Source organism: Lysinibacillus sp. G4S2 (genome assembly GCF_030348505.1).
Taxonomy (GTDB): Bacteria; Bacillota; Bacilli; order Bacillales_A; family Planococcaceae; genus Lysinibacillus.
The window spans coordinates 3305717-3327765 of sequence record NZ_JAUCFJ010000002.1 but is presented as its reverse complement, the minus strand read 5'-3'; the positions used below and the strand labels follow the sequence as shown (position 1 = coordinate 3327765).

The window sequence follows — 22049 nt, the reverse complement described above, 5'->3', positions numbered from 1 at the left end:
TATGCCTACGAAAAAGCGTCCTCCCGGCGTGCAATATGCAGTCTAATACACATATTTTGCTGAAGAGCTATAAAATGCTTTAGCTATTTCTCCACAATACGAAAGGAGTGTTCGTATGCAAGATGTTCAAATTAAGCATGAAGATTTAGGTTTATCAAATGAAGATGTCCTTGCAATGTTCGAAACGATGTTAATGGCAAGAAGACTAGATGAACGTATGTGGTTATTAAACCGTTCTGGTAAAATTCCATTTGTTATTTCTTGTCAGGGACAGGAGGCAGCACAAGTGGGAGCGGCATTTGCTCTTGATCATAACAAAGATTATATTGCACCTTACTATCGTGATATGGGTGTTGTTTTACATTTTGGAATGACACCAAGAGAATTGATGTTATCCGCGTTTGCCAAAGCAGAGGATCCAAACTCAGGTGGGCGACAAATGCCAGGTCATTTTGGACAAAAGAAAAATCGTATTTTAACAGGCTCTTCGCCAGTTACTACACAAGTTCCGCACGCGGTGGGGGTAGCTCTTGCAGGGCGTCTACAAAAAGAGGATTTTATTACTTTTGTTACGCTCGGTGAAGGTTCATCTAACCAGGGTGATTTTCATGAAGGTGCGAATTTTGCAGGAGTTCATAAGCTTCCAGTCATTATAATGGTAGAAAACAATCAATACGCAATTTCTGTGCCAGTTGAACGTCAATTAGGCTGTGCGAAAGTGTCAGATCGCGGTATTGGCTATGGTATGCCAGGTGTTACAGTTGATGGAAAATGTCCGTTACAGGTCTATAAGGTTGTGAAAGAAGCAGCTGATCGTGCACGTAGTGGTGAAGGTCCAAGTCTAATAGAAACAGTGACTTATCGCTTAACAGCTCATTCTTCGGATGATGATGATCGTCAATATCGAACTGCTGAGGATATAGCGGAAGGTAAGGCAAAGGATCCTGTGCTGTTATTTGAAAAGTATCTAATGGATGCTGGCGTGATGACAGAAAACCTACGTGCTGAAATTGAAGAGCGTGTCATGGCAGAGGTGAATGAAGCAACAGATTATGCAGAAGCTGCTCCGTATGCAATGCCAGAGCATGCTTTGAAATACGTATATGCACCAGTGGACGGAGGTGACGTGTAATGGCAGTGATGTCTTATATTGATGCGATTACATTAGCGATGAAGGAAGAGATGGAACGTGATGAGCGTGTTTTCATTTTAGGAGAGGACGTTGGTCGCAAAGGCGGGGTTTTCAAAGCAACAACAGGTCTTTATGAACAATTTGGTGAACATCGGGTACTTGATACGCCTCTTGCAGAGAGTGCCATTGCAGGTGTTGGTATTGGTGCTGCGATGTATGGTATGCGTCCAATTGCCGAGATGCAATTCGCTGATTTCATCATGCCTGCTGTTAACCAAATCGTTTCTGAGGCTGCAAAAATCCGCTATCGTTCGAATAATGACTGGTCTTGCCCAATGGTTATACGTGCACCTTTTGGCGGAGGTATACACGGAGCACTTTATCATTCGCAATCTGTAGAGGCACTTTTTGCAGGAACACCTGGATTGAAAATTGTTATTCCGTCCACGCCATATGATGCAAAAGGCTTGTTAAAAGCAGCAATCCGTGATGAGGATCCAGTACTATTTTTCGAACATAAACGTGCTTATCGACTCATAAAAGGTGAAGTGCCAACGGACGACTACACATTACCGATTGGGAAGGCAGATGTTAAGCGTGAAGGGGAAGACGTTACTGTCATTACGTATGGATTAGCTGTCCATTTTGCATTACAAGCAGCTGAGCGCCTTGCAGCAGACGGTATTTCCGCTCATATTCTTGACCTACGCACGGTATATCCACTCGATAAAGAGGCAATCATTGAGGCGGCGAGTAAAACAGGAAAAGTTTTACTAGTTACTGAGGATAATAAAGAGGGAAGCATCATGAGTGAGGTAGCAGCAATCATTGCAGAGCATTGCTTATTTGAACTCGATGCACCAATCCAACGCCTAGCAGGACCAGATGTTCCGGCAATGCCGTATGCACCGACGATGGAAAAGTATTTTATGATCAACCCTGAAAAAGTAGAACGTGCGATGCGAGAACTAGCTGCATTCTAATTTGTTGAAAAAAGTTAAACCCTCGGACAGATCAACAGATATTAACTTCTTTCAGCTAATGTAATTGTGGCGAAAGTTAAAATATGTGTGATTGTTTATCAACGCGTCAAAGCCTGATGCTTCATAGTGTCACAGTTATTTTAAGGCTCATCATCAAAAGATAGGGATGACATTTGTTACAACGTTATGTCATGTATATAAGTTGATTGGAGTGAAGATTGGACGTCCCTAGTAAAGCGCTCAGTCGGAACGAAAAACCAACCCCTTTTTGGTAATGAGTTTATTATGAATATGATAGTAATTCGATAGATACAATTACACCTAGGCATACTTGATGGGAGGAATAGATGATGGCTATTCAAAATATTACAATGCCACAGCTCGGCGAAAGTGTAACAGAAGGTACGATTGAAAAATGGCTTGTCAAGCCAGGTGATACGGTAAAAAAATATGATCCACTAGCAGAAGTTGTAACAGATAAAGTAAATGCAGAAATCCCGTCTTCTTTTGAAGGAGTCATTACAGAGCTACTAGCAGAGGAAGGGCAAACATTACCCGTTGGAGCAGTCGTTTGTTGCGTTGAAATAGCAGGTGACAGCGAATTACCTCCTCCGCCTCCACCGAAAAAATCAGCGGTAAGTACAGCTATTTTAAATGCAGGTGTACAAAAGAAACAGGAGATTCCGCAGCCAACTACAGCTATAATAGCATCACAAAAAACGGTTCGACAGGATAAAGTCCGTTATTCTCCAGCGGTTCTTCGACTTGCACAAGAGCATGATATTGCACTTGACCAAGTCACAGGAACTGGTGAAGGGGGACGCATTACAAGAAAAGACCTTATGAAATTGATTGAAACAGGAAATGTGCCAACTTCTCAGGTTGAAACACCGTCTGCTGTCAATACAGCCGTTCAACAGTCAGCACCTATTGTAGCACCTGCATCACAGGACAATGATACTCAACCTGCTACACCAGTACAATCTATTCAAGCAGGTGATGTTGAAATTCCAGTAACGAAGGTGCGTCGTGCTATCGCTAATAATATGGTACGAAGTGCTCAGGAAGTGCCACATGCATGGATGATGATGGAAGTAGATGTTACTGATTTAGTAGCATATCGTGATAGCATAAAGACAGAGTTTAAGCAAAAAGAAGGCTTTAATATTACGTATTTTGCTTTCTTTGTAAAAGCTGTCTCGCAAGCTCTTAAGGAATTCCCGATGATGAATTCTATGTGGGCAGAGGACAAAATCATTCAAAAGCATGACATAAATATTTCCATTGCAGTCGCGACAGAGGATGCCTTATTTGTCCCTGTTATAAAACACGCTGATGAAAAATCGATTAAAGGTATTGCTAAAGAAATTCATGAGCTTGCAATGAAAGTTCGTGCTGGGAAACTGACGATGGATGATATAAAAGGTGGTACATTTACGGTAAATAATACGGGTGCATTCGGCTCTGTTCAGTCGATGGGCATCATTAATTATCCACAAGCAGCAATTCTTCAAGTGGAAAGTATTGTAAAAAAACCGGTTGTTTTACCTGGTGGAATGTTCGCTGCACGAGATATTGTGAATTTATGTTTATCTTTAGATCATCGTGTTCTTGATGGACTTGTTTGTGGTAAATTCCTAAATAGGGTGAAAGAAATACTCGAAAATACAAATAAATCTTCAACGTCAGTCTACTGATGACTTGTCGGAAACCTGTTGTATAACGGTTTCCGAATTTTTTTTGCTTTTCCAGTTGCAATTTGTCATGTAGAATAACAAGTAGAAACTACTAAGGGGGGAAGCTGATTAAGCGTCCGCATGTCAAACAACATGAAAAATATTGAATTTGAAAAGCCGTCCTATTCAGAATGGCAAGATGCAGCAATCAAGGCTTTAAAAGGGAAACCATTCGAGTCTCTTTTAACGAAAACAAGTGAAGGTGTTACACTAGAACCACTTTACACTCAAGAAAGTTTAGTAGCAAAACTTGGTGAAGAACTTGATAAACAAGTTGCCACAATCCGTTCCCTACAAAATAATCAAGCATATCGAGTGGCACAACAAATATACGCTGATACAAGCGAAGCATTTTTTGCAAAGCTTGATGATAGCTTAGCTCGAGGCAATGAAGTAGTAACAATTGATAGCCGTGTAAATTTTGAATGGACTGAAGAAGTATTGGCACAATTAGCGAATTATTTCACAGAATATTCGTTTAAAATGTCGGTTGAAAATTCAAATGACCCATTATTAGCAGTATTCGACAAAATAACAGTTGATCAGCGAGAAACTGTAAAAGGTTTCATCGTATCGAAAAACCTAATCTCTTTAACTGATTTCCCGAGCGTGCGCTCAGTCGGCGCGGACACAACGGTTTATCATAATGAAGGAGCTAACGCTGTGCAAGAATTAGCCTATGCACTTGCATTAGCCGCAAAATACGCAAATCAAGAAGAAAGCTTTGAAGCGTTCGCGAAGAAGTTTTATGTATCATTTGCAGTGGATACACAGTTCTTTACAGAGATTGCCAAACTTCGTGCTTTTAAAGTACTTTGGAAAGCGTTCTCATCCGCTTATGGAGTATCTGACAGCGTGAAAGTTCCAACTATTGCTGAGACGTCATTAAGAAGCTTCTCGAAGCTGGATGTTTATGTAAACTTATTACGTGTAGCAAATGAAGCGCTTTCGGGCTTAATCGGTGGTGCGGATGTCTTTACAGTTCACCCTCATGATGCATTAACGACACCAACAGATCAATCGGTTCGTATTGCACGGAATGTATCTTTAATCTTAAAAGAAGAAACAAATGTTTTAAAAGTTATAGACCCAGCTGGTGGCTCTTACTTTATTGAGTCATTAACAGCAGATTTTGTGAAAGAAGCTTGGGCATTGTTCTTAGAAATTGAAGCAGCTGGAGGCATCGACGCTTACACTGCATCAGGACAGCTTGCTGAGGAACTGGAAAAATCTTATCAAGCTCGTATTAAGGCGGCACAAACGCGTAAGCAATCATTAATCGGTACAAATATTTATGCCAACCCAGCAGATGTGTTTGAAAGCGCAACAAATCCAGCGTTTGCAGAGATTAAGCGAATTGCTATACCTTTCGAGCAATTACGTGCTGAAATGACAGCGGCAAATGTGAAAACAGGGATTTTAGCATTAGGTACACTAAAAAGCTCAAAACCACGTGCCGATTTCGTGTCAGGTTTCTTAAACACTGTAGGTCTAGTACCAGAAAAAAGTGAACCAGTTGCTACAGCTGAAGAAGCACTAGCTTGGATAAACTCTACTGAAGCTACATATGTGGTGATCGCAGGTAATGATGATGATACAAAAGAATTAGTACCGGCAATTTTAGCAGGTAAACCAGCTAACGTAATTGTTGACGTTGCAGGTAAATTTAAAGACGAAGAAGAAGCTTGGTTAGCAAATGGCTTAAACGGCTTTATTTTCGCAGGACAGAACATCATTGAAAAATTTAATTCAGTGTTCGCTAGCATGAAGGAGGTCCAACGATGAGCAAGCCAAATTTTAGTGCAGTTGAAATCGAAAAAGTATTAGCAGCTGAAGCACCTCAAGCGTCAGAAGAAAAATTCATGACAAATGAAGGTATCGAAATTAAAGATATTTATTCAAAAGAAGATATTAAAGATGCAAAACATTTAAATGATGTTGCAGGTATTGCGCCAAATACACGTGGTCCATACCCTACTATGTATGTAGCTCGTCCTTGGACAGTTCGTCAATATGCTGGTTTCTCAACAGCTGAAGAATCAAATGCATTCTACAAACGTAACTTAGCAATGGGTCAAAAAGGTCTTTCTGTTGCCTTTGACTTAGCAACTCACCGTGGCTATGACTCAGACCATCCACGTGTAACAGGGGATGTTGGTAAAGCTGGGGTTGCGATTGACTCAGTAGAAGATATGAAAATCTTATTTGACCAAATTCCTTTAGATCAAATGTCGGTTTCTATGACAATGAATGGTGCTGTATTACCAGTTCTTGCATTCTATATCGTTGCAGCTGAAGAGCAGGGAGTTACACCAGACAAGCTTGCTGGTACGATTCAAAACGATATTTTAAAAGAATACATGGTTCGTAACACATATATTTATCCGCCAGCAATGTCTATGAAAATTATTGCAGATATTTTTGAATTTACGGCGAAATATATGCCAAAATTTAACTCAATTTCGATCTCTGGTTACCATATTCAAGAAGCGGGGGCAACAAATGACATCGAGCTTGCTTACACATTAGCAGATGGTCTTGAATATGTTCGTACAGGGCTTAAAGCTGGAATCGATATTGATGCCTTTGCACCGCGTTTATCATTCTTCTGGGCAATCGGTATGAACTATTATATGGAAGTTGCAAAAATGCGTGCAGCACGCCGAATTTGGGCACAAATGATGTCAACGTTTAATCCAAAAAATCCTAAGACATTAGCACTTCGTACACACTCACAAACATCTGGCTGGTCTTTAACAGAGCAAGATCCATTTAACAATGTGACACGTACATTAATCGAAGCGAATGCGTCATCAATGGGGCATACGCAATCTCTTCATACAAATGCACTTGATGAAGCGATTGCTCTACCAACGGATTTCTCTGCACGTATTGCACGTAATACACAGCTATTCTTACAAGAAGAAACGGCAATGACGAAAGTAATTGATCCATGGGGCGGTTCATACTATGTGGAAAAATTGACAAACGAGATTACAAAATCTGCGTGGGCATTAATTGAAGAAATCGAAGAGCTTGGCGGTATGGCGAAAGCGATTGAAACAGGTCTTCCAAAAATGAAAGTCGAGGAAGCTGCGGCAAAACGTCAAGCGAAAATCGACTCTAAAACTGAAACAATCGTTGGTGTCAACAAATATCGTTTAGAAAAAGAAGAACCGATCGACATTCTTGACATTGATAATACACTAGTTCGTCAAAAGCAAATTGAACGTTTAGAAGCGATGAAGGCAGCTCGTGATGAAGCTGAAGTACAAAAACATCTAGCGCGATTAACGAAAGCGGCGCAAGATGGTGAAGAAAACTTATTAGCAATAGCAGTAGATGCTGCTCGTGCTCGTGCTTCATTAGGCGAAATTTCCGATGCAATTGAAGTTGTTTCTGGTCGTCATAAAGCGGTAATCCGTTCAATCTCTGGCGTGTACTCTGCAAACTTCTCAGATGAAGAGCAAATTACTGAAGTGAAACAAATGACAGAGGAGTTCCTTGAAAATGAAGGTCGTCGTCCACGTATTTTAGTAGCGAAAATGGGACAAGATGGACATGACCGTGGTGCGAAGGTCGTGGCAACGGGTTATGCTGACTTAGGATTTGACGTAGATATTTCACCGTTATTTATGACACCGGCTGAGGCAGCTCAAATGGCAGTGGAAAACGATGTTCATGTGATTGGCGTATCTTCATTAGCAGCTGGTCATAAAACTTTAGTTCCTGAATTAGTAGCAGAGCTAGAAAAACTAGGCCGCGAAGATATCATTATTATTGTTGGTGGTGTAATTCCAGCACAAGATTATGATTTCCTTTATAACGCTGGCGCAGTAGCGATTTTTGGACCTGGTACAGTTATTCCTGTATCAGCACAAAAGATTATTGAAGAGATTTACAAACGTTTAGGCTACGAGGAAGTGTCTGAATAATGGACAAAAACAAAGGAATGCCAGAAAGTGCGCTATTTGTTATGGACGGAGTAGAGGCAACTCACGACGGAATGCAATATAGTACACCGAAAAAATTCCGCAAGAAAAAAGCAGACAAACTAAACTTACAGGAGCTTGCACGAGAAGTACGTGCAGGCTCTCGTACACACTTGTCAAAAGCTATTACACTCATTGAAAGTTCAAATGTAACGCATAAAGTGCAAGCACAAGAACTTCTACAAGAGCTTCTACCACATACAGGAAACAGTGTCCGTATTGGGATTACAGGCGTTCCTGGTGCGGGAAAGAGTTCGTTCATTGAGGCTTTCGGAACGATGCTTTGTGAGATGGGAAAAAAAGTGGCAGTCCTTGCGATTGATCCAAGCTCTTCTTTATCTGGAGGAAGCATTTTAGGCGATAAAACTCGAATGGAAGAGCTCGTGAAGAAGCCTAATGCATTTGTCCGTCCCTCTCCTTCAGCTGGTACCCTGGGGGGTGTTCATAAAAAGACACGTGAAACGATGCTTGTTTGTGAAGCAGCCGGCTATGATGTCATTTTAATAGAAACAGTCGGTGTTGGACAAAGTGAAACGTATGTCCGTGGTATGGTTGATTTCTTCTTACTGTTAGTTTTAACAGGTGCTGGAGACGAGCTCCAAGGCATGAAAAAGGGCATTATGGAGTTAGCGGATGCCATCGTTGTCCATAAGGCTGATGGCGATAATGTTCGTCTAGCGAAAAAAACGGTATCCGAATATAAGCAAATCTTACATTTCTTACAGCCTGCAACTCCAGGATGGATGTCGACAGCAATGCCAGTAAGTTCGTGGGAAAAACGTGGCCTTGACAAAGTATGGAGTACAATAGGGGAATTCAGACAAATCGTGGAAGAAAATAATTACTGGTTGATCAGACGCCAAAATCAGACGAAAGATTGGTTCCAATCGATGATTATTGACCAGTTAATTGATTCGTTTTATGGCAATCCGGAGCGTAAAGCACAAGTGCAACTTCTCGAACGTCAAATTTTAAATGGACAGTTGACAGTAACACAAGGTGTAGATCGTTTATTTGGCGAGGAACAATCATAGCTACAATATGTTCATTTATATGAGCAAGTAGGTGCACAAATTCGTCACTAACTGCTATGATAGGAGATGTATGAGCGTCTAATATCGTCTAGGTTGACGCGAACTTGAAAGGGGCTAATCGCTATATGAATATGGATTACGATTTATTTATGCAAGAAATTTTAAAAACAGCTCGTGCGGAAATTGAGGCAGCTGGTTATGAACAGCTACGCACACCAGAAGCTGTTGAAGAGGCGTTTGCTCGTCCAGGTACAACATTAGTCATGGTAAACTCAGTATGCGGCTGTGCAGGGGGTATCGCACGTCCAGCAGCAGCACAATGCGTACATTATGATAAACGTCCAGACCATCTTGTAACGGTATTTGCTGGTCAAGATAAAGAAGCAACTGCAGCTGCTCGTTATCACTTCGGTGAAGATCATTTACCATCTTCCCCATCATTTGTGTTATTAAAGGATGGACAAGTAGTAGCAGAAGTTGGACGCTATGAAATTGAGGGTCATGACCCAATGTCAGTAGTGACAAACCTACAAGCAAACTTTGAGGAATACTGCGACGAACTTTAATTTCAATCATTGAATTAAAAGTGAAGTTATTCTTTAGTAGAAAGCTCCGCAGGCTATAAAGCGTCTGCGGAGACTTCTTACTAACCACATTCTCCGTTGGTAGCTTTGGTATCTTTAGACGTAATTAAAGTGCGTTTATAATTTTTGTAATATTGGCTAAATGAACGGCTGATAGTTTTCTTTGAAATGAGTAAAATAAATAGAATACTGAAGGATGGGAGGCAGTCGACTTGAAGAAATTTTCAATCGGCTATCGTACTTTAAAAACGGCATTTGGTGCAGCAATCGCTATTGCCATTGCCCAATATTTTGATTTAGCTTCTTATGCATCAGCTGGTATTCTAACAATATTATGTGTACAGCCAACGAAGAAAAAATCCATTCATGCAGCCTATACACGATTTGTCGCAAGTATAATCGGTATGCTTTATGCATTTTTGAGCTTTGAGCTATTTTCCTATCATCCGCTTACATTAGCAGGTATGCTTATCATTTTTATACCAACAATCGTGTCATTAAAAGTAGCGGATGGCTTTGTTTCTAGTGCGGTTATTATCATGCATATTTACGCTGCAAAAAGTTTTTCATTGGGACTTGTTTATAATGAATTCGCATTAATGGCAATTGGTTATGGGACGGGAATAGCTATAAATATGTATATGCCAGACATTCAAAAGGAATTAAATTACTATCGGGTTAAAATTGAAGAACTTTACAGTAAGATTTTTTTAGAAATTGCCAACTATTTAAGAGAAGGCGATACATTGTGGGATGGTCAGGAAATTATTGAAGCGATTAAAGCGTTGAATAGTGCGAAATCCCTAGCGTTTAAAGATGTTGAAAATCATTTTACGAGACGAAAAAATGACTATTACATGTATTTTGATATGCGTGAACAGCAGTTAGAAATTATTGATAGGGTACTACCGAAAATAACGGCACTTCCTGTTATAGTACAAGAGGCGATTATCGTTGCAGATTTTTTGCAAGACCTCGGTGAGCACGTTCATTCAGGAAATACAGCTAGTCATTTTAGAGAAAAGTTAGAGCAAGTAAAGCGAGATTTCGCCCAATTACCTTTACCGAATAACCATGAGCAATTTCTAGCACAAGCGGCACTTTATCAATTTATAGAGGAAATGGATCGCTATTTAGAAATTAAACAGTCTTTTAAAGGTTTAAAGGTAAAGAAAGAGCGTCCGCAGTAATGCAGACGCCTCGCCTTTCTTTAGATTATCATTGATAAACCAAATGCTAGAGATGAGATTAACATAATCACAATCATAGTATAAACAACGATTTTTTGAAATTTTTTATTACTCATATGCTCGTTCGCTCCTTCTTTTCTTATAAATAGTTTAGCAAATCTGAAAAATTTCTCAAGTAGTAGAGTTTTGACAAAAAAGTCTGTAAAATAGATCATGTACCATAACAGAAGGAGATGTCACCATGGAGAAAGTAGATCATATTGGGATTGCAGTCCGCGATCTTGATGAACGCATTACATATTATACAGAAACTTTAGGTTTAAAGTTACTGAAAGTGGAAGAAGTAGAATCTCAACAGGTTCGTGTTGCATTCATTGATGCGGGTAACGTAAAAATTGAGTTATTAGAACCGATGAGTGAAAAAAGTACTATTCACGGATATATCGAAAAACGTGGAGAAGGTATTCACCATGTAGCTTTCGGTGTGACAGGAATTCGTGAGCGTATGGCAGAGCTTCGCGACAAAGGCGTACGTCTTTTATCTGAAGAACCAGGACCAGGTGCTGGTGGTGCTGAGGTTGCTTTCATGCATCCGAAATCATCTTTCGGTGTGTTATATGAATTATGTGATAAAAGTGGAAAAGGGGATAAGTGATCAGTATGGATATGTTCGACAAAATTAATGACTTGTATGACCGTAAGACGGTAATTGAACTTGGTGGTGGCTATGAGCGTATCGACAAGCAACATGAAAAAGGGAAATTAACAGCTCGTGAGCGTATTGAATTATTACTTGACGAAGATACATTTTTTGAGATCAACCCATTCATAACACACCGTACAGTAGACTTCGGTATGGACAAAATGGAAGGTCCTGGTGATGGTGTAGTAACTGGTTTCGGTAAAATCAACGGTCGTTCAGTATACTTATTCTCTCAAGATTTCACAGTATTTGGTGGAGCGCTTGGTGAAATGCATGCTAAGAAAATGGCAACAGTGATGGACCTAGCTGCGAAAAATGGTACACCATTCATCGGTATTAATGATTCAGGTGGTGCTCGTATTCAAGAAGGTGTACTTTCACTTGATGGTTATGGTCATATTTTCTATCGTAATGCAATCTACTCTGGGGTAATTCCTCAAATCTCAGTTATCATGGGACCATGTGCTGGTGGAGCGGTATATTCTCCAGCAATTACAGACTTCATTCTAATGGTTGATAAAACATCTCAAATGTTCATTACAGGACCTAAAGTTATCGAAACGGTAACAGGTGAAAAAATCTCTGCTGAAGATTTAGGTGGTTCTAAAGTAAACAACGCAGTTAGTGGTAACGCACACTTCCGCGCACCATCTGAAGAAGAAGCTATTAATCAAATTAAAAAGCTATTAAGCTACTTACCACAAAATAATAAAGAAAAAGCTCCGCGTCAAGCACGTCCAGAGGGTGATGATTATCGTCCAGAAATCGTGGATACGGTGCCAATCGAAACAACACGTCCTTATGATGTACGTAAAGTAGTGGAGCAAGTAGTGGACGAAGGTTCATTCATGGAAGTTCACTCAGAATTTGCTAAAAACGTAGTTGTTGGTTTTGCACGTATTGCTGGTGAATCTGTTGGTCTAGTATGTAACCAACCTAAAGTACTAGCTGGCGGGTTAGATATTGATTCTTCGGACAAGGCTGCTCGTTTCATCCGTACTTGTGATGCTTACAATATACCAATTATCACTTTTGAAGACGTTTCTGGCTTCTTCCCTGGGGTTAAACAAGAGCATGGCGGTATCATCCGTCACGGAGCGAAAATCCTTTATGCATATTCAGAAGCAACTGTACCAAAAATTACAGTCATTCTGCGTAAAGCATATGGTGGTGCATACGTTGCCCTTAACTCTAAATCAATTGGAGCTGACCTTGTATTTGCTTGGCCTAACGCAGAGATTGCAGTTATGGGAGCGGCAGGTGCAGCGAACATCATCTTCGCGCGTGAAATTGCAAAATCAGAAGATCCAGAAGCAACACGTGCAGCGAAAATTGAAGAATATAAAGAGAAGTTTGCAAATCCATACGTTGCGGCATCTCGCGGTATGGTAGACGATGTTATCGATCCACGTGATACACGTATTAAGCTAATTCAAGGGCTAGATATGTTATCAAACAAACACGAAACACGTCCAGAGAAAAAACACGGAAACATTCCTCTATAAGAATTGTACAAGCCTAGTAGTCAGTCGATTACTAGGCTTTCTTTTAGACTGAACTAATTTTAGATGATAAAAGAAATGACAGATAATTGAAACATATTTTTATTTCATCCGTACAAATAGTAAGAGGAGTTGAGATAAATGGAATGGAAACAATTACAAAAAGAGCAAGAAATGATTCATGCACAATTAAGAACTATTAGTAGGTTAAGAGAACAAAGGCTTTTAATTGAAAAGCAAATCGAGCATGCGCAACAGGAAATTTACAATCATTCCACAGCACACAATCAAATTCGTATGAAGCTCGATAAGTTAGAAGGCTTTTCTTTTATGAATATGATCCGTACGTGGACAGGGCAACAAGATGAGCTACGTGCAGAAGAAATAGACAAGGCAGCCGTGCTTGAATTAAAAATAAAGGAAGCAAAGAAGATGGATGTTGATTTGACGTATGATTTGGAGCAAATAAACACTAGACTTTCTCAAATACATGAACAAGAGTTGCAAGAAGCTTTCAAACAACTTAATGTTAAAAAGAAAGGCTATTTACAAATACATAATCCTGATCAGGCAAATCAGCTAGATCAATTAGCTAATGAAGAAATGCTAACGAAACAACTTATTACAGAAATTAAGGAAGCTGAAGAAGCGGGAGAAACGGCGCTAACAAAGCTTGGACAAGCAGCAGCTTCGTTACATTCAGCTAATAGCTATTCAACGTGGGATACGTTCTTTGGTGGAGGGGTCATTGCTACACATTTAAAGCATGATGCACTTGATAAGTCCGAAAATTATCTTCATAATGCTCAGATTGCTTTGCAACGCTTTCATAACGAACTACTGGATGTACAAGATATGTCAACGAAATCATTACCAGTTGAAACAGATGGCTTTGTAAAATTTGCGGACTATTTCTTTGATGACATTTTTTCAGCTTGGTCTGTCCATTCCAAAATATCAACAGCGAGAGAGCAAGTATCTCGTGTTCAGGATGATGTACATAATACAATTTGGCATCTACAGGATAAACATAACAAGGCAGATGATTATTTGCAGTCTCTACAAAAAGAGAAAGAAGCTATTTTTCAAACATCAATATAAAGTAACCTGTGAAAAGAATCTTCTTCTTTCACAGGTTTTTTTTGTTTCGCAATAAGAAAAGAGCAGCTCCTCGACACTAGCTCACAGAAAAAAGAGCAGCCTGAAACGGAAATCATTAATCAACCCTCATTTAAAGAAATACAACATTCACAAAGTTTTCTTTGAGCATTTTGTTTATCGTTATTCAAGCGAATTATTTCAACTCTGCAGATGTTGTGCTAAAATAATACATATACTATAACGTGGAAAAACACGTAAACTAAGGGAGTCTTACAACATGACAAGTCGTTTAGTAGAAGAGTTTTTTGAGCTCGTACAAATCGATTCAGAAACAAAACATGAACAAGTGATTGCGCCGATTTTAATCGACAAATTAACAGCACTTGGCTTTACAGTAGAACAAGATGATGCACATACTCGTAACGGGCATGGTGCAGGGAATATACTTGCTACATTAAAAGGTTCGTTAGATGTTGAACCAATTTATTTTACTTCTCATATGGATACAGTTGTTCCAGGTAAAGGTATTAAACCGTCTCTTCGTGAAGATGGCTATATCGTTTCTGATGGTACTACAATTTTAGGTGCTGATGACAAGGCTGGTCTTGCCACATTATTTGAGATGGCTAAACGCTTAAAAGAGCAAAATATTGAGCATGGAGATATTGAGTTTATTATTACAGCAGGTGAGGAAAGTGGACTTGTTGGAGCTAAAGAGTTAGATCCATCTAAAATTAAAGCAAAGTATGGCTTTGCAGTAGACAGTGATGGCAAAGTAGGCGGTATTGTAACAGCGGCGCCTTTCCAAGCTAAAATTTTCGCTAAAATAATTGGGAAAACAGCACATGCTGGTGTTGCTCCAGAAAAAGGTGTATCAGCGATTACAGTTGCTTCCAAATGTATTGCGCAAATGAAACTTGGTCGTTTGGATGAAGAAACTACAGCAAATATCGGTCGCTTTGAGGGTGGTCAGGCAACAAATATTGTATGTGATGAAGTAACAATACTAGCAGAAGCACGTTCTATCGACAAAACAAAACTAGATGCGCAAACTAAGCATATGCAAGAGACGTTTGAACAAGTTTCTGCTTCATTAGGGGCAAGAGCTGAAGTAGAAGTGAAGCTAATGTACCCTGGATTCCGTGTAACAGAAAAAGATAAAGTTGTTCAAGTGGCAATGGCAGCTGTAAACAACATTGAACGCACACCAAAGCTTGGTATTTCTGGCGGAGGTTCTGATGCGAATGTTATTGCTGGCTTTGGCATTCCTACAGTTAATCTTTCTGTTGGGTATGAGGATATTCATACAACAAATGAAAAAATTCCTGTAGAAGAATTGGAAAAATTAGCAGATTTACTTGTCGAAATCGTCAAAGAGTCTGCAAAAAAATAATAACAGAATCGGAGGATGTGATCGCATGGAAAGTGTGAAGGCAGTAGTTTTTGCTTGTGGTACAGAGGAATATGCAGTGCCTGTTGAACAAGCGATTTCGATTGAAAAGTTAGAGCACGTAACACCGATTCCTCATTTACCTAATTATCTTATGGGCTTCACAAGAATTCGTGGCGAGCTTATACCTGTACTTGATTTTGAGCGTATTCTTTATAATCGTTCTTCAAATGCTGCAACAGCAAGGATTATTGTATTGAATACGGATGTTGTGAATTACGGATTACTTGTCACCGAAGCTCGTGAAATTCTTGATTTTGATGAGTCCGTATTAAAGCAGATGGGGCTTGTCAATTATTCAAAAACACGCTACTTTACAGCTGTGGCAAATCTTGAAAATCGTATGATCACATATGTAGATCCGAAAATACTTGTGAATTCATTAGAGGGTATTCGTGAAATTATTAATTATTTGCACAAAATGCTTGAAAATGAAAAAGAAAACGTAGAGGCTTGAGTACTCTACGTTTTTTGCTGCTATAGTAAAAATAACCTGTGTTGTTATTGTTTTTTTTCGATAATTGTCTAGAGAATTATGCATTTTACCTACAGACATATTCGTTTTAACGTCATACTATGTAAAGTAAGAAAACTACTGTAAAAGGCAAACTTCACCGAAAGGGAAGGACGCAAAGCCATGAGTCTAAACACTATATTTTATAGTGCATGATTGTCAGGTTGCCAGGTTCTGTTCTATGAGCCTCGGCACATAGAATGGAGATGTAATATATGGTAAGTCGTTCACTATCAAAAGCAATCATTGCTTTTATAGTAACAATTGTAAGTACGCTCGGATTAACAGCAGGAAAGGTAGAGGCAATGGCCATGCAAGATAAGGCTACTTGGTTATGGGATACGATAAAAATTGTTGAAGATGAATCAGGCGTACTCTCATTTTTAGAAAGCAAAGATGTAAATAAAGTATATTTGCAGATTAATACTGATATAGCAATTGACTATTATAAAAGCTTTATTGAAAAAGCAACAGCACAAGGTATTAAAGTATATGCGTTAGATGGTGCTGCAAGCTGGGTTTCAGAGGATGGCTATAAAATGCAGGATCAAATGTTTGATTGGTTATATACATATAATGGGAATGTAGGGGCAACAGAACAATTTTCTGGAGTCCATCTTGATGTAGAGCCCTACTTAAATAGTGGTTGGAGCTTGAATCAAGAAAATACAATTGAGTCCTATCAAACGCTTCTTACTAAAGCGAAAGAGGGGACTGAGCAATTACAAATACCTTTGGAAGTCGATATGCCATTTTGGTTTGATGAGATTGCCTATAGCAACCAGTATGGCAATGGTATTTTAGCTGAATGGGTTATCGATCAAGTTGATAGTGTCTCGATTATGGCCTATCGAGATACAGCTAAAGACATTATCAAAATAGTGGAAAATGAAATAGAGTATGCACAAAAAGTAAACAAATCAGTTGTTATTGGCGTAGAAACAGGTGCCTCTGATGAAGGGAAAAATATTACCTTTTATGATAATGGAGAAGCCTATATGAATAAACAACTAGCACGTGTTCATCAGCATTATGCCAATAAAACAAGCTATAGTGGTTTGGCTATTCACCATGTTGATAGTTGGATGAATATGCAGCGGTAAAAAATCCTCTCTCTACTCTGTATAATTAAAGACGAGTGAATGTATTATAAATCAGTAATATTATTAGGTTATCTTTAATGTCATACATTATATTAAATAATAGGTACATCACTTATATAGTGGTGTGCTTTTTTGTTTATTAGACTTTTTAATGATACTATCGACCACCTCAATAATCATTATAATGAAATGAAAATATTTGTAGCTTTTAAAAAAAAATGACTCATCACCATAACGTGTGGTTGATTTCCGTTCCAAACTGGGCGCTTTTGTCGCTGCCGCTTCGCTTTCGCACAGATAAAACATTTGTCGCTGCCGCTTCGCTTTCGCGCAGAGCAAAGCTTTCTGGGGGTGTCCGATGAACCGCTTCACTCGCGTTGCTTGCTCCAGGGTCTCATCTGTGATCCCCAAGGAGTCGCCAGCCGGAACGAAGATCAACAATATACAGGGCATATATTTAAAAAATGTCTTCCACAACTTTTGTTGATGATCAAAAAATGGATCGTTTATAATCAAGATTGATAATTTGCAATAAAGTTTGATAAAAATCACCTCTAGAGTTGTTTTCTAAGAAGTGATTTTTTATTGGATATTTATGTTAAAATGAAGAAATGTACTTAAACAAACGGTGTAGGTTACTTTAAGATGGATTGATAATTTTTTTCTAATTGGGAAAATTAATTAGAAAAGAGGTGAATTTATCTTGAAAGAACTGTATGTACTGATTTTAGTCATATCATTAGTGGCTTTGAGTTCTTTTGAAGCTTATGCACAACCTAAAGAATGCTCAGAGTTAAATGGGCTTCAAGAAACACTGTTAAATGATAAAAAAGTAGTGTTAGAAGCCTTAAAAACATTAAATCCCAAAACTTCCGTGGTCGGAGATTATCCTAATGTATATTCAGAACGGAATGGATTCACAGCAGTACCTTTTCCAATGACGGTTGGTAAGAAAGAAGAGGTTCTTGGAAAATTGATTGCTCGTGAAGGAATCGTTTCAGATGGTGAAATTACGTTAAAAGAAGCGATTGACATTGGATTCCAGAGAGCGAAAGAATGGAATGTAAAAGCAACACTTACAAGTATAAACAGTGTGGATGAAACGATGGGAGGCTCGAGGGGAGGAACAGGTAAACGCTTAAATTGGTTTATGATTTTTGTGGTTCCGGGTACAGATGATTTTGTACTAATTGGTATCTCAGAAAAGAAAATTACCGTGTTTAGACCGAGTAAGCAAACTCAGGATCCAACAATACCCTACGATGAGATTAAGTTGGATAGCTCTGATGTTCTTCAAATAGCAAAAGATAAATACGGACTAAAACCAGGAAAAGATTGGGCAACAGGATATCATTTTACACTTGATAGTATTGATGGTATGCCTATTCTAACAGTGATTGGAAATGATCGAGATAACCGTTTTACTCGAATTTCATTCAATGCCCAAAATGGAGATGTGGTTAGTGCCATTCATAAATTACCATACGGTGGAGGATTAATATCCAAACGTATCGGCATCGATAATATAACAAAAAAAGGGATGGCGATTACAGGGGTTGTCGCAGGAAATAACAATTTAGTGGTATGGGGAGACAAAAAGCCAACACAATTTAGTACAACCAAGCAACCTTTTATTGAATGGAGCCGTAACAATGGAGAAACATGGACAGAACTCCATGCTAATAATTATGTAACACACGCGTGGTTTGATATGAATGATCAATTATATGTAGCTACGGAAAAAGAATTATGGGTAGGTAATACATCAAAAAGTAAAGGAACCAAAATTCTTTCATTAGACCACACAATTGAGAACGTCGATTATTCAATCAACAACCATATTGCTGTGCTATCAAATGGAAAGGTTTACTATACGACCAATCAAGGGGAGAGTTGGGAAAAAGCAATTGTTCCTAAACCATTTTATGTGGTTCAAATATCGGATAATGGTGACTTAATAGGACTCACAGAAGAAAGGAAAATTCTTCGAAAGACAAATGATGAGTGGAACGAAATAACTATGCCGAATAGTAATGATGAACCTCTAGATATGAAAGTGATTAATAATAGGCTATTTATTACCACACAAAGTGGAATTTGGATCCGAGATCTTCAAGAGGGACCATGGAGAAAAATTAAAGTTGATGAAGAGGTAGTTAAACTTATTAAAAAAGGAGAGAAACTATTCGGATATACACATAGAGGTGAAGCTATTTATTCCATCAACACAAAAGATGAAAGAAGACCTGAAAAGGTGTTTGATACGGTTGATTTCATCGTTTCGGATGTGGATATCATGGGAGATACGTTATGGATTGCAACTATACCAAATTATTCGTGGGAAGAAATGACGATTCCTCAGAGATGATAAAAATTTGAAGTGTATATCCATGAGAAAGATATATTGTGGAACTTTAAACTAACAGGTGCTTTACTTCAATAAGGAGTAGAGCCTTTTTCTACTTAAACGAAAGGTACCGGCTTTTGCAAAATGCTTAAACTAAGCACTTGAAAAGTATATTATGTGGTAGAAAATCAGATTACCGTTTCGCATGCTAGGGATAAAATTATTGAAAAAATGAAAGAAATAGCATCAGAATTAGATGCAAAGGTACAAGGTGATGATGGAGAATTGTATTAAACAATTACAACAAGGCGATTACAAGTTAATGGACTCTATCATCCATTAATAATATGTGAAAAAATAGTGATTAAACAACAAAGGATTGCTTCTATAGCAATCCTTTGTTGTTTAATCGGGCGCTTCCGATGGGGAACCCTTTAGCGTATATTCATAATTTCCTTTTCAAAAATGACTGGATAAACTCAATATCTTCTTTTGTTATGTCTTCAATCTCATCAATCGACTGAATTATTTTCAAGACTTGCTTATCTCGAGATTCTTTAGGTTTATTACTAAAATAATTAGTAAGTGCAGATGTGAATATACCGATAATCCCAATCCCTACCATTAGTAATACTGCAGCCATTAAACGACCTAATCCGGTAACAGGCGCAATATCTCCATATCCAACTGTAGTTATTGTAATCAAACCCCACCACAACGCTTCAGTGTAAGTTTCAATCGCTGGTTCAACTATAGCAATCGGTATTGGTATGACAAATAACATTGCGACACCAAACTTGAAAGCTTTGTCTAATCCATTCGTTTTTAACACCGCATAAAAAGGTTTTAAATAACGAGAACTGATACCAAGCAATTGAAGAACTTTAAATATACGGACGAGTCTAGCTGCTCTTAAAAGGGAATCGAAAGGAATTATAGCTACTAACTCTAAGGGATGTTTCTTTACATAGTCCCACTTGTGTTCTGCTCGTGCAAAACGAACAATGTAATCCACTACGAATATGAGCCAAATAGTTTGTTGAAACATCACAAATCGTTTATCAACCATGAGAGCAAGGGTTACTGAGATAAGGATTAAAACAATCATAAAAATTTCATATGTAATTACAAGCTTTTTCACTAAATCGACCGCCTATATCAAATAGTTTAATAGTCATATATATTCCGTAAATTGCAATATCAAGTTAGACACTTTTTTTAACATCTCATGTCCGTATATTTTCTGTTCCTTTTCACCTTCATGTTTATTGTCTGTCGGTCTGCCAATTGGTTAAAACAGGGTTCTGGCGTAACGGAAAGGGCTTGCCCCTTGAAGTGGAGCCAGGTTCCTGTTAAATTGGCGGAAAGACCGATAGACAATAAACTCCCATTAACCCTAGGGTAAGAGTTGGTTGATTCACGTCTTCTTACGCTGATTCTCTTAATCTCTTTAATTCTTCCTCAAACATCTCATGCGGTGTTTTGAATCCATGTATTCGTCGTGGCAAGTGGTTCATTTTATCTTCTACAGATTGGATGTAAGATCTACTGTAGTTCTCTATGGACGTTCCTTTTGGTAACCATCTACGAATCATTCTATTGTGGTTTTCATTTGTTCCTCGCTCCCATGATGAGTAGGGGTGTGTGAAGTAAATCCCCATCAACTCTTGGCATTTTTCCGCAAGCTCTGAAAACTCACTCCCGTTATCTGCTGTAATGGATTTGAATAGTTTAGGTGCTAACTCCCCAAAATTCTTTAGAATGGTTTCAATCGCATAGTTCACGGAATCCGCATCCTTACCGTCCATTTTGAAAATAAATTCTCGACGCGTTTTCCGTTCGATCAGTGTTAATAAAACATCATCTTCTTTGTCTTTTCTACCGATCACTGAATCGATTTCAAAATGACCAAATTCCTCTCGTGTTTCAATGTGCTGTGGGCGTTTTTCAATACTTTCGCCTAAACATTTTATATTTTTTCTAGCCCTACGTACTGTCTTTGTTTTACGCGATGTCTTGGAAACTAAGTCAGAATTTCTAGTTTTCAACAACCTAAGATCTATATACGCATAAAGAGTTTTTGCGCAAACCATTTCTTCACGACGAAACTTACCATCAAGCAATGTACGACCAACAACAGCGTCTGGAGACCACTCCTTTTCCTTCATTAATTGATCTGCGTATTCTAGAAAAGCCGATACTCGCTTCACCTTCAAAGGGTTACGAGAACGAGCCACATTTCGTTCAGTGATTGCTTGACCCGTTGTAGCGAAGTACTTCGTGGTATAGATTCGTTTACTATTTACTATCCTCACTTGTGTAGTAGTTCCACGCTTGATTTCGTTATATATAGTAGCACGACAAACACCCAATCTACGGGCAATCTCAGCTTTTGATAAATTCCCTTCATCAAGGTAAGCTTCTAACTTTCCACGTTGAATTTCAGTAAGTCTGGGTTTCTTTTGAGTTCCTTTTATGTTAAGCTTTTTTTGCATCAAATCGAAAAATCTCCTTTGTATATTGTTGTGTAGGAACTCCAATAATACACGATTTTTCCGATTTGATGCATTTTTTTATACAGTGTCTAATCTGATTTTACAATTCGCCAGTCATATATATTCATATTATACTTCTAAATTTATATCCCTGCCAATTTCCATCTTTAAGACTTAGAATCA

Annotated in this window: 19 protein-coding genes and 1 riboswitch; of the genes, 15 read left to right on the top strand and 4 right to left on the bottom strand. The window is 38.6% G+C overall.

What is annotated here, in order from left to right:
- Positions 1-115 precede the first annotated feature (115 nt).
- The 8 genes from QUF91_RS17120 (at position 116) to QUF91_RS17085 (ending at position 10651) form a co-directional block, all read left to right on the top strand.
- Positions 116-1132 carry a thiamine pyrophosphate-dependent dehydrogenase E1 component subunit alpha gene (locus QUF91_RS17120; protein ID WP_285397120.1) on the top strand — a complete coding sequence of 339 codons (1017 nt, stop codon included), beginning with the start codon at positions 116-118 and terminating at the stop codon, positions 1130-1132.
- Positions 1132-2115 carry an alpha-ketoacid dehydrogenase subunit beta gene (locus QUF91_RS17115; protein ID WP_285397119.1) on the top strand — a complete coding sequence of 328 codons (984 nt, stop codon included), beginning with the start codon at positions 1132-1134 and terminating at the stop codon, positions 2113-2115. The genes QUF91_RS17120 and QUF91_RS17115 overlap by 1 nt, the downstream gene beginning before the upstream one ends.
- A gap of 350 nt (positions 2116-2465) precedes the next feature.
- A complete protein-coding gene (locus QUF91_RS17110) occupies positions 2466-3812 on the top strand; it encodes a dihydrolipoamide acetyltransferase family protein (RefSeq protein ID WP_289418701.1) in 1347 nt (448 codons plus the stop codon).
- A gap of 132 nt (positions 3813-3944) precedes the next feature.
- Positions 3945-5636, top strand: a complete 1692-nt coding sequence (locus QUF91_RS17105) for a methylmalonyl-CoA mutase family protein (protein ID WP_353957853.1) — start codon at positions 3945-3947, stop codon at positions 5634-5636.
- A complete protein-coding gene (scpA, locus tag QUF91_RS17100; RefSeq protein WP_289418697.1) occupies positions 5633-7786 on the top strand; it encodes a methylmalonyl-CoA mutase in 2154 nt (717 codons plus the stop codon). Before QUF91_RS17105 ends, scpA begins: the two co-directional genes overlap by 4 nt.
- Positions 7786-8877, top strand: a complete 1092-nt coding sequence (gene meaB, locus QUF91_RS17095; protein WP_289418696.1) for a methylmalonyl Co-A mutase-associated GTPase MeaB — start codon at positions 7786-7788, stop codon at positions 8875-8877. The genes scpA and meaB overlap by 1 nt, the downstream gene beginning before the upstream one ends.
- Before the next feature lie 125 nt (positions 8878-9002).
- Complete coding sequence (locus tag QUF91_RS17090; RefSeq protein ID WP_285397113.1) at positions 9003-9443, top strand: BrxA/BrxB family bacilliredoxin; 441 nt, start codon at positions 9003-9005, stop codon at positions 9441-9443.
- A gap of 230 nt (positions 9444-9673) precedes the next feature.
- Positions 9674-10651, top strand: coding sequence for an aromatic acid exporter family protein (locus QUF91_RS17085; protein WP_289418693.1), 978 nt, complete (start codon positions 9674-9676; stop codon positions 10649-10651).
- 20 nt (positions 10652-10671) lie between these two features.
- On the opposite strand, the gene prli42 is transcribed toward QUF91_RS17085, so the two are convergent.
- Positions 10672-10767, bottom strand: coding sequence for a stressosome-associated protein Prli42 (prli42, locus tag QUF91_RS17080; protein WP_285397111.1), 96 nt, complete (start codon positions 10765-10767; stop codon positions 10672-10674).
- A 125-nt stretch (positions 10768-10892) separates the two neighbouring features.
- Here prli42 and mce point away from each other — a divergent pair, with 125 nt between their 5' ends.
- The 6 genes from mce to QUF91_RS17050 all read left to right on the top strand — a co-directional run bounded on the left by mce (position 10893) and on the right by QUF91_RS17050 (position 17024).
- Positions 10893-11306: a methylmalonyl-CoA epimerase gene (gene mce, locus QUF91_RS17075; RefSeq protein ID WP_285397110.1), complete on the top strand. Its 414-nt coding sequence runs from the start codon at positions 10893-10895 to the stop codon at positions 11304-11306.
- A 5-nt stretch (positions 11307-11311) separates the two neighbouring features.
- Positions 11312-12859, top strand: coding sequence for an acyl-CoA carboxylase subunit beta (locus tag QUF91_RS17070; RefSeq protein ID WP_285397109.1), 1548 nt, complete (start codon positions 11312-11314; stop codon positions 12857-12859).
- Between the two features lie 138 nt (positions 12860-12997).
- Positions 12998-13957 carry a hypothetical protein gene (locus QUF91_RS17065; RefSeq protein ID WP_289418692.1) on the top strand — a complete coding sequence of 320 codons (960 nt, stop codon included), beginning with the start codon at positions 12998-13000 and terminating at the stop codon, positions 13955-13957.
- 277 nt (positions 13958-14234) lie between these two features.
- Positions 14235-15350 (top strand): M20/M25/M40 family metallo-hydrolase, encoded by a 1116-nt coding sequence (locus QUF91_RS17060; RefSeq protein ID WP_285397107.1) that lies wholly within the window; start codon positions 14235-14237, stop codon positions 15348-15350.
- A gap of 25 nt (positions 15351-15375) precedes the next feature.
- Positions 15376-15864, top strand: a complete 489-nt coding sequence (locus QUF91_RS17055) for a chemotaxis protein CheW (protein WP_285397106.1) — start codon at positions 15376-15378, stop codon at positions 15862-15864.
- 136 nt (positions 15865-16000) lie between these two features.
- Positions 16001-16093, top strand: a riboswitch (cyclic di-GMP riboswitch).
- 43 nt (positions 16094-16136) lie between these two features.
- Positions 16137-17024, top strand: coding sequence for an amidase (locus tag QUF91_RS17050; RefSeq protein ID WP_285397105.1), 888 nt, complete (start codon positions 16137-16139; stop codon positions 17022-17024).
- A gap of 108 nt (positions 17025-17132) precedes the next feature.
- Here the strand turns inward: QUF91_RS17050 and QUF91_RS17045 are convergent, their stop codons facing one another.
- On the bottom strand, positions 17133-17435 hold the full coding sequence (locus tag QUF91_RS17045) for a hypothetical protein (RefSeq protein WP_289418691.1): 303 nt from the start codon (positions 17433-17435) through the stop codon (positions 17133-17135).
- A gap of 292 nt (positions 17436-17727) precedes the next feature.
- Here QUF91_RS17045 and QUF91_RS17040 point away from each other — a divergent pair, with 292 nt between their 5' ends.
- The gene (locus QUF91_RS17040) at positions 17728-19392 is read left to right on the top strand and encodes a beta propeller repeat protein (protein WP_285397103.1); all 1665 of its coding nucleotides are present in this window, start codon (positions 17728-17730) and stop codon (positions 19390-19392) included.
- Positions 19393-19816: 424 nt separating this feature from the next.
- On the opposite strand, the gene QUF91_RS17035 is transcribed toward QUF91_RS17040, so the two are convergent.
- Complete coding sequence (locus QUF91_RS17035) at positions 19817-20512, bottom strand: potassium channel family protein (RefSeq protein ID WP_289418689.1); 696 nt, start codon at positions 20510-20512, stop codon at positions 19817-19819.
- Between the two features lie 286 nt (positions 20513-20798).
- Positions 20799-21866: an IS30 family transposase gene (locus QUF91_RS17030; protein WP_289420036.1), complete on the bottom strand. Its 1068-nt coding sequence runs from the start codon at positions 21864-21866 to the stop codon at positions 20799-20801.
- Positions 21867-22049 lie beyond the last annotated feature (183 nt).